The 11,731-nt window shown below is 73.1% G+C and carries 10 protein-coding genes; 4 read left to right on the top strand and 6 right to left on the bottom strand.

Annotation, left to right across the window (positions count from 1 at the left end):
• Both GA0070560_RS07490 and GA0070560_RS07485 read right to left on the bottom strand, forming a co-directional pair.
• Positions 1-245 (bottom strand): transposase family protein (locus GA0070560_RS07490; RefSeq protein ID WP_139131453.1); only part of this gene is annotated, 245 nt, incomplete at its 3' end.
• A gap of 291 nt (positions 246-536) precedes the next feature.
• The gene (locus GA0070560_RS07485) at positions 537-1,319 is read right to left on the bottom strand and encodes an aldo/keto reductase (RefSeq protein ID WP_091292916.1); all 783 of its coding nucleotides are present in this window, start codon (positions 1,317-1,319) and stop codon (positions 537-539) included.
• Positions 1,320-1,397: 78 nt separating this feature from the next.
• Between GA0070560_RS07485 and GA0070560_RS07480 the strand changes: the two genes are divergently transcribed.
• Positions 1,398-2,432: a DNA polymerase ligase N-terminal domain-containing protein gene (locus GA0070560_RS07480; RefSeq protein ID WP_091292913.1), complete on the top strand. Its 1,035-nt coding sequence runs from the start codon at positions 1,398-1,400 to the stop codon at positions 2,430-2,432.
• Positions 2,433-2,446: 14 nt separating this feature from the next.
• Positions 2,447-3,640, top strand: a complete 1,194-nt coding sequence (locus GA0070560_RS07475) for a threonine synthase (RefSeq protein ID WP_091292911.1) — start codon at positions 2,447-2,449, stop codon at positions 3,638-3,640.
• 51 nt (positions 3,641-3,691) lie between these two features.
• Here the strand turns inward: GA0070560_RS07475 and GA0070560_RS07470 are convergent, their stop codons facing one another.
• From GA0070560_RS07470 to GA0070560_RS07460, 3 genes are all read right to left on the bottom strand, one after another.
• Positions 3,692-5,056 carry a pectate lyase gene (locus GA0070560_RS07470; protein ID WP_091292909.1) on the bottom strand — a complete coding sequence of 455 codons (1,365 nt, stop codon included), beginning with the start codon at positions 5,054-5,056 and terminating at the stop codon, positions 3,692-3,694.
• 244 nt (positions 5,057-5,300) lie between these two features.
• Positions 5,301-7,085, bottom strand: a complete 1,785-nt coding sequence (locus tag GA0070560_RS07465; RefSeq protein ID WP_091292906.1) for a glycoside hydrolase family 15 protein — start codon at positions 7,083-7,085, stop codon at positions 5,301-5,303.
• Positions 7,086-7,190: 105 nt separating this feature from the next.
• Complete coding sequence (locus GA0070560_RS07460; RefSeq protein WP_091292904.1) at positions 7,191-7,583, bottom strand: cupin domain-containing protein; 393 nt, start codon at positions 7,581-7,583, stop codon at positions 7,191-7,193.
• A 711-nt stretch (positions 7,584-8,294) separates the two neighbouring features.
• On the opposite strand from GA0070560_RS07460, the gene GA0070560_RS07455 reads away from it, so the two are divergent.
• Positions 8,295-9,359 carry a beta family protein gene (locus GA0070560_RS07455; protein WP_245675401.1) on the top strand — a complete coding sequence of 355 codons (1,065 nt, stop codon included), beginning with the start codon at positions 8,295-8,297 and terminating at the stop codon, positions 9,357-9,359.
• Position 9,360: 1 nt separating this feature from the next.
• Here GA0070560_RS07455 and GA0070560_RS07450 read toward each other — a convergent pair whose 3' ends face one another.
• Entirely contained in the window at positions 9,361-9,642 is a 282-nt protein-coding gene (locus GA0070560_RS07450) for a HesB/IscA family protein (RefSeq protein ID WP_091292902.1), read from the bottom strand.
• A gap of 354 nt (positions 9,643-9,996) precedes the next feature.
• On the opposite strand from GA0070560_RS07450, the gene dacB reads away from it, so the two are divergent.
• Positions 9,997-11,580 (top strand): D-alanyl-D-alanine carboxypeptidase/D-alanyl-D-alanine endopeptidase, encoded by a 1,584-nt coding sequence (gene dacB, locus GA0070560_RS07445; RefSeq protein ID WP_091292900.1) that lies wholly within the window; start codon positions 9,997-9,999, stop codon positions 11,578-11,580.
• The last annotated feature ends 151 nt before the right edge of the window (positions 11,581-11,731 follow it).

The following is an 11,731-nucleotide window of genomic DNA, read 5'->3' as shown; positions in this document are numbered from 1 at the left end:
GTCGGGCAGAACCAGCGTCGTTTGCGCCAGCGCAGCCGCACCGGCCGCCCGGCGACCGGCAGGTCCCGCGGCCGGGTCGTGGCCCACTGCTTCACGCGCACCGCCCGCTGTCCGCACCCCGGGCAGCATTGTGCCTGCTCACAACCGGTGGACAGATCCACAACCGGGACGCCGGCGGCGTCCAACTCGACTCGCTCGACCACCAGGTCGTCCAGACCCAGCAGCCGGGTCGTATCGTTGACCATGCTCGCAGCTCTTCACTTGTGACCATCCGAACTCGACACTCAGATGATCACCGATGAGCTGCGAGCCCTCCACGTCCGGGTCGCCGCCGACCGCGAACCCCGCTCAACTTCGAAGAGCCGTCAAAGCAGGTGGAGCCACTCATCACCCGCAAGGAAACCGTCGGCGCAGGGGTGCCGGCACGACGTCAGCTCGGATTCGACGACCGTTCGCCAGATCTCCGCCGAGACGACAGATATTCCACTGACCGACACCTGGTGGAACCGAAGCCGGAGTGCTAGAGGATCACCGGCTCAGCCGCCGAGCGCGTCGATGTCGCGCATCTCCTGCGCGGTCAGCGAGAAGTTCCAGACATCGGCGTTGGCCCTGATCCGGTCCGGGGTCACCGACTTCGGGATGACCACGATCTCGTGGTCGATGTGCCACCGCAGCACCACCTGAGCCGGCGACACGCCGTGCGCGGCGGCGATCCGCACCAGCACCGGATCGGACAGGTCGGTGGTCTTGAACGGGCTGTACCCCTCCAGCACGACCCCCCGGTCCCGGTGCTCGGCGTGCCGCTGCCGGTCGTACAGGGACGGGCTCCACCGGATCTGGTTGACCGCCGGGTTCTCCTCGGTGGCCTGGATCAGCTCGTCGATCTGCGCGGTGCTGTAGTTGCTCACCCCGACCGCGCGGGTCAGGTTCTCGTCCCGCGCCGCGAGCAGTTCCCGCCACGTCGGGATGCTGTCCGACGGCGAGGACGGCGGCCAGTGGATCAGCCACAGGTCGACGTGGTCCAGGTCGAGGGCGCGCAGGCTCGCCTCGATGGTCTCCCGCTCCCGACCCACCCGGTCCGGCGGCAGCTTCGTGGTGATGAAGACGTCCTCCCGGCGCAGTCCGCTCTCCTTGACCGCCCGGCCCACCTCTTCCTCGTTGCCGTACATGCTGGCCGTGTCGATGTGCCGGTAGCCGGCGTCGAGGGCGGCCAGCACGGCGTCGTACCCGGCCTGGCCGGTGACCTGCCAGGTGCCGAAGCCGAGCAGCGGCATCCGGACGTCGCCGGGGAGCAGGACGGTGGGCTGGTCGTGGTCCATACCGACGGTTCTACCCGGGTTCGCTCCCGACATGCCGGGCAACGGGCGAACCGGGGCGGACTGCCGGAGAATGCGGGGGTGGCCGACCGGTTGGAGGAGTACCGCCGCAAGCGGGACGCCGCGCGCACCCCGGAGCCGGTGCCGCGCCGCCCGCCACGTCGGGGCAGGCGGGCGGGCGAGGCGCGCTTCGTCATCCAGCAGCACCACGCCCGGGCCCTGCACTGGGACCTGCGGCTGGAGCGCGACGGCGTGCTCGTCTCCTGGGCGGTGCCGCGCGGCCTGCCCCGGGACACCGGGCGCAACCACCTCGCGGTGCGCACCGAGGACCACCCGATGGAGTACCTCGACTTCCACGGCGAGATCCCGGCCGGCGAGTACGGGGGCGGCACGATGACCATCCACGACCGGGGCGCCTACCGCTGCGAGAAGTGGCAGGACGACGAGGTCGTGGTGGTGCTGGACGGGGAGCGGACCCGGGGCCGGTACGTCCTGTTCGCCGCCGGTGGCCGGGACGGGCGGGACTGGATGGTCCGTCGCACCGACCCGCCCCCGCCCGGCTGGACCCCCATGCCGGAGCTGGTCCGGCCGATGCACCCCACGCCCGCCGGGCGGCTGCCCCGCGACGCCGACGCCTGGGGCTACGAGCTGTGCTGGGACGGGGTGCGGGCGATGGCGTACGTCTCCGGGGGGCGGCTGCGGCTGCGGTCGGAGACCGACGAGGACGTCACCGGGACGTACCCCTGGCTGCGGGGGATGGCCGAGGCGCTGGCACCCACGGAGGCCGTGCTGGACGGGGTGCTGGTGCGCATCGACGGCGCCGGACGGGTCCGCCGGCCCAGCGGGCGCGACGGCCAGTTCCTGATCTTCGACCTGCTCTGGCTGGAGGGCGTGGCCAGCACCGACGTGCCGTACGCGCAGCGCCGGGAGCTGCTCGACGGGCTGGCGCCGGCCGGGACGCACTGGCAGACTCCGCCGTGGTTTCCCGGCACCGGCGCCGAGGCCCTCGACACCGCGCGGGCGCAGCGGCTGCCCGGGGTGGTGGCGAAGCGGCTCGACTCGGTCTACGAGCCGGGCCGGCGCAGCCGCCGCTGGTTGAGCATCGGCACGGGCTGACGGCGAGGAGCATCGTGTACCTGACCCACCTGCAGTGCCCACGTTGCGGCCGGGAGCACGACGCCGGCGAGCCGGCCAACCTCTGCGGCTGCGGGTCGCCGCTGCTGGCCCGCTACGACCTGGCTGCGGTGGCGGCGGCGGTCACCCCGGAGCGGTTCGGCTTGCGGCCGGCCGACCTGTGGCGCTACCGGGAGGTGCTGCCGGTGGCCGACGAGCGGCACGTCACCACGCTGGGTGAGGGCTGGACGCCGCTGCTGCGCGCGCCGGCGTACGGCCACGAGATCGGCATCCCGGATCTGATCGTCAAGGACGAGGGGTTGACCCCGACCGGGTCGTTCAAGGCCCGTGGCGCGGCGGTGGGCGTCAGCCGGGCCCGTGAGCTGGGCGTGCGGCACATCGCCATGCCGACCAACGGCAACGCGGGCGCGGCCTGGGCGACGTACGCGGCCCGGGCCGGGCTGGGCGCCACCATCGCGATGCCGCTGGACGCGCCGACCATCTGCCGGCGGGAGTGCCTGGCCGCCGGGGCGGACCTGCGCCTGGTGGACGGGCTGATCGGCGACGCCGGGCGGTGGGTGGCGAAGCTGGTCGCCGACTCCGGTGGCGCGGTCTTCGACGCCGGCACGCTGCGTGAGCCGTACCGGCTGGAGGGCAAGAAGACCATGGGGTACGAGATCGTCGAGCAGCTCGGCTGGCAGGTGCCCGACGTGATCATCTACCCGACCGGCGGCGGGGTGGGGCTGATCGGCATCCACAAGGCGATGCACGAGCTGCGCGAGCTGGGCTGGGTGGAGGACAAGCTGCCCCGGCTGGTGGCGGTGCAGTCCACCGGTTGCGCCCCGGTCGTGCGCGCCTTCGCCGCCGGTGAGCAACGGGTGACGCCCTGGACGGATGCGCGCACGGTGGCCTTCGGGATCACCGTCCCGGCCCCGCTCGGCGACGAGCTGATCCTGGACGCGTTGCGGGAGAGCAGCGGTACGGCGCTCGCCGTCGACGACGCGGAGATCCTGGCCGACCTGCGGGACTTCGCCGCCAGGGAGGGGCTGCTGCTCTGCCCGGAGGGTGCGGCCTGCCTGACCGCCGCCCGGCACCTGCGCTCGGGCGGCTGGATCCGGGCCGGCGAGCGGGTGGTGGTGCTGAACACCGGCGCGGGGCTGAAGTACCCGGAGACGGTGGACGTCTCCGGTGTGCCGCTGGTCGACCTCTGAGCGGACCGGTGCCCCGCGGACCGGGCGTCCACGGGGCACCGGAGCGGCGCGTCAGCGCCAGGTGATGTCGGACGGCGAGTAGATGCAGTTGACGCCGTCGGCGCCCTCGCCGATCTCGGTCGGCTCGCTGCCCTTCGGCACGCCCCTGTACTTGACGCAGATCCGGGTGCCGCTGTCGGCGGTGATCCGGGTGAACCGGGCGGTGTCGCCCCAGTTGGTGTTGATACCGGCGAGCACGTCGGTGTCGGTGGCGACGATGTTGTCCATCACCACGTGGCGCTGGTACGAGGTGGAGCAGTTGCCGCAGGCCCGGTAGAGCTTGCCGGCGTTCTGCACCCGGAAGTTCCTGATGTAGACCGTGCCCGAGCCGTTGTGCTGGAACACCTTGTCGCTGGCGGCCCGGGCGCCGCCGCCGTCGACGGTGTACGTGGTGCCGCCGCGGAAGGTGGCGGCGTCCTCGCCCACATCCTCCCACCACACGTTGATCAGGGTGCAGTTGCCCTCGCAGTGCACGCCGTCACCGGCCGGGGCGCCGATGATCACATTGCGCAGGGTCGCCCCGGCGGACAGCACGAACATCGGGTCCTGGCTCTCGCTCTGCCCGCCGTCACCGATGCCGTAGTAGCGCTTCATCCCACCGTCGAAGGTGCCGGACACGTTCGTGGTGGCGTCCACCTTGACGCTGGAGGTCGGCGTCGGCCACGAGGTCGACGGCGGCGGCGTGCTGGTGGGGGGTGGGGTGGTCGGCGTCGTCGTGGGCGTCGGCGACGAGGTGGGCGGCGTGGTCGGGGTGGAGCCGGAGGTGTCCACCGCAACGTCGTCGAAGCTGCCCTTGGCGTACGCGGTGACCAGGCCGATCCGGCCGGCGCCGACCAGGCTGTTGCTGCCCGAGGCGATCTGGGTGCCGTTGACGAAGCCCCGGATGGTGCTGCCGGTGGCCTCGATCCGCAGCGTGTACCAGGTGCCGGCGGACGCGCCGACCGAGGCGGATCCGATGGCGGTGATCTGGCTGCCGTTGACCGCCTGGAGTTCGGCCCGGCCGGAGCCGAGCAGGGCCAGCCGGTACATCTTGGTGCTGCTGCTGGAGCGGGCGGCGAGCCCGACCAGGGCGCCGGAGGAGCCGAAGCCGTCGGGCCGGACGCGGGCCTGCACCTGGTAGTCGGTCCAGCTGGTCTGGCCGGCGAACTGCCGGGCCAGCTCGCTGCTGGCGTTGGACTGGCTGAACACGCCGCCGCTGACGGCCCAGGCGCCGCCGGACTTGGACCAGCCGGAGTGGTCGCCGTCGCTGAAGTTGTCGGAGAAGACGGTGGCCGCGAAGGCCGAGGTGCCCATGCCGGCGGCGAGCGCGGCGGCGGTGGCGCCGGCGCCCACCGCGAGCAGTAGTGGACGTCGGTGTACGACGGATCTGGTACGCACGGATTCCTCCTGTGGAGCAGGTGGTGGGGTGACGACGACCGTCCGCGTCGAACAAGGTGTGCGGGCGCGACGGCGGTCGGTGGCCGTTGCCGCGGTGCGTCCCGCCGGAGGCCCGGTCTCCGGAGCGGGAGGTGGGGTACGACCCCCAGGAAAGGGCTTTCCCGTACCACGAGGCTAGGACCGGCCGTACATCACCGTCAATGCCTTGCGGTTGCAGGACTGTTGCAGGATCACACGAGGCGACTCAGTCCGTGGCCGGCTCGGTCAGCCGCCAGGCCGCGTTGATCAGCCCGATGTGCGACAACGCCTGCGGCATGTTGCCCAGTTGCGTCCCGGTGCGCAGGTCGACCTGCTCGGCGAAGAGGCCGACGTCGTTGGCGTGACCGAGCACCTGTTGGAAGAGCCGGTCGGCCCGCTCCTGCTCACCCGCCATCACCAGGCACTCCACCAGCCAGAACGAGCAGAGCACGAAGCCGGCCGGGTCGGTGCTCCAGCGGCGTACCAGACCCCGGCTGCTGCCGAGTTCCCGCTCCACCGCCTCGATGGTGGAGCGCATCCGCGCCTCGGTGGCCGGCAGGAAGTCCAACATCGGCAGGAGCAGCGCCGACGCGTCCAGCTCCGCCGAACCGAACGCCCCGGTGAACGCGCCGATCCGGTCGTTCCAACCGTCCCGCAGCACGGTCTCGCGGATCTCGTCGCGGATCACCGCCCAGCGCGGCGCGTCGGCCCGCTCGCCGAGCCGGGGCGCCAGCGCCACCGCCCGGTCGAGCGCCGTCCAGCAGAGCACCTTGGACGACAGGTAGTGCCGCTCGGTGTCCCGGGCCTCCCACATGCCGCGGTCCGGCAGCCGCCAGGTCGACGCGACCTGCTCGGCCAGGCCCACCACCATCTCCCGCAACTCCTCGTCGAAGGTCTCGCCGAGGTAGTCGTGCAGCCGCCAGACCGCCGAGATCACCTCACCGGGCACGTCGAGCTGCCGCTGCCGCCAGGCATCGTTGCCGATGCGCACCGGCCGGCTGCCCGCGTACCCGCGCAGGTGGTCCAGTTCGTGCTCGGAGATGTCCCGCTCCCCCTCCAGCCCGAACATCACCGGCACCGGGGCGGCGCCGATCCGGCCGATCGAGCGGGCCGCCCAGGCGAAGAGGCGGTTGGCCTCGTCCGGGCAGGCCGCCACCCACAGGGCGCGCAGGGTCATCGCGAAGTCGCGCAGCCAGGAGTAGCGGTAGTCGTAGTTCCGGTCGCCGCCGCACCGCTCCGGCAGCGAGGTGGTCAACGCGGCGGCGACCGCACCACTGCGGGCGTACGTCAGGCCGGTGAGCACCGTCGCGCCGTGGCGCACCTGCGGGGCGTACCGGCCGTCGTAGCCGTGCGTCTCCCGGTACGCCTCCCACGCCTGCACCGTCTCGGCGAGCGCGACCACCGGGTCCAGTCGCACCGGCGGCGTGCCGTACGGCCGGCAGAAGGCGAGGTCGAAGCCGACGGTGTCGCCCGGGCCCACCTCGAACTCGTGGCGCACCCGGTCGACGTCAGCCCGCAGCCTCAGCCCGGTGCCGCGCAGGGTCAGCGCCACCGGGCCGGCGGTGGCCAGCACCGAGCCGTCCGGTTGCTCGTGCAGGTACGGAGTGAGCAGCCCGTGCTCCGGGCGGGGCGCGAACTCCAGGCCGACCCGGACCCGGCCGCTGAGCCCCTCCACCACCCGCAGCAGCACCGCCGGGGAGTTCATGCCGAGTTCGTGGCCGCGCGCGCCCAGTTCGGCGGCGAGCGCGTCGGTGACCGCCACGCTCCCCTCGGCGGTGTGGTGGACGGTCCGCAGCACCAGCGTGTCCGGCCGGTACGCCCGCTGGACCCGGGACGGCCCCAGCGGCCCCAGCCACCAGTGCCCGGCACCCGGGTCGAGCAGACGCCCGAAGACCGACGGCGAGTCGAACCGGTCGGGACACCACCAGTCGACCGAGCCGTTCCTGCCGACCAGTGCCCCGGAGCGGCAGTCGGAGAGGAACCCGTAGTCGGAGATCGGCGGCTGGCCCACCCGCGCCGGGTACCCCGGCAGGGCCGGATCAGGCCCGGGCGGAGACGCTCGCCCGGTCCTCGGGCCGGCCCGCACCGAGCCGACCCGCGCCCGCGCCCGCGCCCGTCAGGATGTCGGCGGTTCGTCCTCACCGGCGGCCTCGGCCGCGTCGGCCTCCTCCCTGGTCCGGTGCACCACCTGGTCGGCATGCTCCGGGGGGCCGTAAACGGTGTAGAGGACCAACGGGTTCGGACCGGTGTTGACGAAGTTGTGCTTCGTCCCGGCCGGTACGACCACCAGGTCGCCCTGGGCGACCTCCTTCGTCTCCCCCGCGATCCGGGCCTCGCCGGTGCCGCTGACGAAGGTCAGGATCTGGTCGATCCCTTCGTGGACCTCCTCACCGATCTCCCCGCCCGGCGGGATGGTCATGATCACCAACTGGGTCTTCTCGCCGGTCCAGAGCACCCGGCGGAAGTCCGGGCTCTTCTGGGCGACGGTCGCGATCGTGAAATGCTCCATGGCGCGCTCATACCCGGCGTGGGCCCCGGTCACGCCGGGACTGGCAGATGATGGAATTCCCCACCCCGGTCAGGTTTGACCCGCGACCGAACGGGCATCGACCACCCCAGACCGGCGCGCACCGCGCCGGATGGGCCAGGTCCCCGCCGGCGTACCGCCGGATGGGCTGCGATGGTGGGAGACGGCCGGAGCGCGGCGACGCGACGACCCACGGGTCGGGCGGCGCCGTGCGCTCGTTACCGTCCCCGGTTCAGGCCGGCACCGCCGGGTGCGACGAGCGGTCCGTGGCGGACCCGTCCTGACCGAAGACCACCTGGCGGCCGACCCTGGGCGGGCCCCGGCTGCGGCTGGCCGACGGGGACGGCGGGACGGGCTCGACACGCTACCGACCTGATGGCGTAGGTGGATCGCTGCTCCGCGGGCGCGATCCACTCGTGCGATCAGGTCCGTAGCGCTCGCGGAGCAACCGCCCGCGGTCCGTCACCCGCCGATGTCGGTATCCCCGGGTCCGGGGAGACCGCCGGAGGCGCGCTCCGTCAGCCGCTCCCCCTGCTCCGCGCGGGAGACGACCGAAGCCGGCACCTGGACGCACCGCCAGCGGCCAGGAGGACCCTCCGGTATGGATGAATGTTGCGCGTATCCGCCTGAAACCATGTGACGACGACGAATGTCCCGCTAGATTGAAGTATGGTGCCCGCCCACGGGGATCGGGTGGCGGAACCGGTCTACCGCCCCATCCTCGCCAGCCGACGGGGTGAGCTGGAGGCGCTGGGTCATCTGGACAGCGCCGTGGCTCCACTGCTCGCTCCGGTCCTCAGTGTCTCCACCGTCGACGGTCAGCTCGTCGAGCTGCTCGGCCGGTTACCGGCCGGGCTCGTCCCCGCGGTCGACGTCTCCGCGCTGCCCGACACCCCGGAGACCGAGCTGGTCCGCTGGGGCGTACCGGTGGTGCCGGTGATCGGCCTCGCGGAGAGCGACCGGCGGCTGGTGGCGCACGGGGTGGCGGCACAGGCGTACGCCCGGCGCGCGGTGGTCCGGCTGCGGGCCGGGCGGGACCGGGCCGGGCCGGACGCGACCACCGCGGCGGAGCGGATCTGGCGGTACGCCCGGCTGGTGCCGGAGCAGTGCGACCTGCTCGTCGACGCCGGGGACGTCTGCTGTCCCGCCGATCTGCGGATGACCGAACCCCGGGTGCGGCGGCTGGTGCAGTGGTCGCGCCGGCACGCCTGGCGGTCGGTGACGGTGGCGGCCGGCGGCATGCCGCCCACGGTGCACCGGCTCCCCATCGACGAGCCGGTACGCCTCGACCGCTGGGACTGGCTGCTCTGGGAGCGCCTGGCCGACCTCGGGGTCTCCTACGGCGACTACGGCGTCGCGCCGGCGGCGCCGGGCGAGGTGCCCGGCGACCGGTTCCCCACCGTCCGCTACACGACGGAGGGTGCCTGGTGGGTATACCGGTGGTCCCGCCGGGGTGGCCGGGGCGACGAACGGTTCGCCGACCTGTGTCGCACGCTGGTGACCGCCCCGCACTGGCCGACGACGGGCGCCGGATTCTCCTGGGGCGACCATGAGCTGCTGCGCCGGGCGCGGCGGGGGGCGGGCGCGGGTTCGCCGGCGAACTGGACGGCGTGGAGCACCTCGCACCACCTGGCGTACGTGCTGGCGGCACTGACCCGACCGGCCGGTGAGCGGCGGGCCGGCCGGTGGGGCGGCGGCCAGGAGCGCGGACGGCCCGGCCGGCCGCACCGGGGCGGTGAGACCCGCCGGGCCGGGTGAGTCACTCCTTCTCGGTGAAGCCGAACTGCACGACCCCCTCGTCGTCGACGCTGGCGTCGACGGAGGTGTCGTTGAGCAGTTCGGCGGCGTCGGAGTCGAGGAAGATCCGGGCACCCTGGTTGTCGACCACCTGGTCGCCCTGCGCCGGCTGGGGCACCAGCTCGACGGTGAGCGAGCCGGCCTGGGTGTCGGCGGCGATGCGCAGCCCGCCGTCCTGCAACACGTCCTGCTGGGCGGCGAGGTCGCGGATCACGAGCACGGCATTGTCGGTCATGGTGAGCATGACGGAAACTCCTCAGTAAGTTCGGGGATCGGGCACCGCGCCACGGGAGCGGGCGCGCATCCGACGGCGAAAACGGCCGTCGCCCGGCGAATCGGGGCACACTCCACGGCCCCCTCCAACCCACCGTGCCCGCTGCGCGGCCGTCCGTCAAATAGAGCGCGATCGGTGGGAGCGGGACCGGTGGTTGCTCGTTTCCGCTCCTCAGCGCCCGGATCGCCGATACGCTGAGGTCGTGGCGAACGGCAGAGGGCACGCCGGCGATTTCGTCGGCGCCCTGGGCGGGCAACCCCTATTTGAAGAAAACCTTCTTATCAGAGACTTGTCCGTCGGAAATCTCCATGGCAGCGTCAGCGCATGCATCGCCGTCTCTTCCTCCGGAGCCTGGCCCTCGCGACGCTCGCCGCCACCGTGGCCGCCGCCGGCGCACTCCCCGCCACCGCCGAGTCGCCCACCCCGGCCGCGACCCGGCTGCACGCCACCATCGACGCGATCCTCGCCGACGCCCGGCTGACCGACGCGCAGGCCGGCGTGGTCGTGGTGGACACCGCCACCGGCCGGACCCTGTACGACCGCAACGGCCACCGCCGGCTGGTCCCCGCCTCCAACACCAAGCTGCTCACCTCGACCGCAGCGATGGAACTGCTCGGTCCGGGGCACCGGTTCACCACCGACGTACGCGCCACCGGGCAGCGCCGCGCCGGCCTGCTCTCCGGTGACCTCTACCTGCGTGGCGGCGGCGACCCGACGATGCTCGCCGCCGACTACGACGCGCTCGCCGCCCAGGTGGCGGCGGACGGCGTACGGGTGGTGACCGGCAACCTGGTCGCCGACGACACCCGCTACGACCGCACCCGGCTCGGCCCGGACTGGGCCTGGGACGACCAGCCGTACTACTACGCCGCGCAGGTCTCCGCGCTGACCGTCGCGCCGGACACCGACTACGACGCCGGCACCGTGATCGTGCGTGCCGCCCCGGCCGACACCCCCGGCGTTCCCCCGGTGGTCACCATGACCCCGCCCAACGGCTGGCTGCGGATCGACAACCGGGCCGAGACGGTCGCCGAGGGGGACACGACGATCTCCTTCGAGCGGGAGCACGGCACCAACACCGTGGTGGTCACCGGCCGGATCGCCCTCGGCGAGGAGCCGGAGAGTGACTGGACGACCGTCTGGGAGCCCACCGGGTACGCCGCCGACGTGTTCCGCGCCGCGCTGCGCCGCCACGGCGTACGGGTGCTCGGGCGGACGGTGCTCGGCCAGGCCACCCCGCAGGACGCGACCGCCGTCGCACGGCACGACTCGATGAACCTCGCCGAGCTGATGGTGCCGTTCCTCAAGCTCTCCAACAACGGGCACGCCGAGGTGCTGACCAAGGAGGTCGGCCGGGTCATCTCCGGCTCCGGCACCTGGTCGGCCGGGCTCACCGCGATCAGCGAGTACGTCGCCGACACCGGCATGGACACCGGCACGCTGCGTCAGCGCGACGGCTCCGGGCTCTCCCGACGCAACATGATCCCGCCGGCCGAGTTCGTCGGGCTGCTCACCGCCGTCCGGCAGGAGCCGTGGTTCGACACCTGGTACGCCAGCCTGCCGGTCGCCGGCAACGCCGACCGCTTCGTCGGCGGCACGCTGCGCAGCCGGATGCGCGGCACCCCGGCCGCCGGCAACGTGCACGCCAAGACCGGCAGCCTCACCGGGGTGTCCAGCCTCTCCGGTTACGTCACCGACGCCGACGGCCGGCTGCTCGCCTTCTCCGTGGTGCTCAACAACTACCTCGCCTCGTCGGTGAAGGCGCTGGAGGACCAGATCGCCATCGCGCTGGCGTCGTACACCGAGAAGAGCGGGACCACCGCGCGGGTGGCGCCGCCGACGGCGCCGCAGACGCCCCGGGTCCCGGAGGGCCGGGAGTGCTCCTGGGTGAAGCCGATCGTCTGCTGAGCCGGTGACGGGGCCCCGCCCGCGCGGGGTCCCGTCACCGCCCGCAGCGTGGGCAACGCCGGGTCCGCAGTGGTGGTCGAGCAGCGCCGCGTGCAGCAGCACCGCACCGGTGAGCGCCCCCAGCCGACTGGCCACCGCACCGGCGGTGGAC

Source organism: Micromonospora halophytica, assembly GCF_900090245.1.
Classification (GTDB): domain Bacteria; phylum Actinomycetota; class Actinomycetes; order Mycobacteriales; family Micromonosporaceae; genus Micromonospora; species Micromonospora halophytica.
This window is presented reverse-complemented; position numbering and strand designations above follow the sequence as displayed.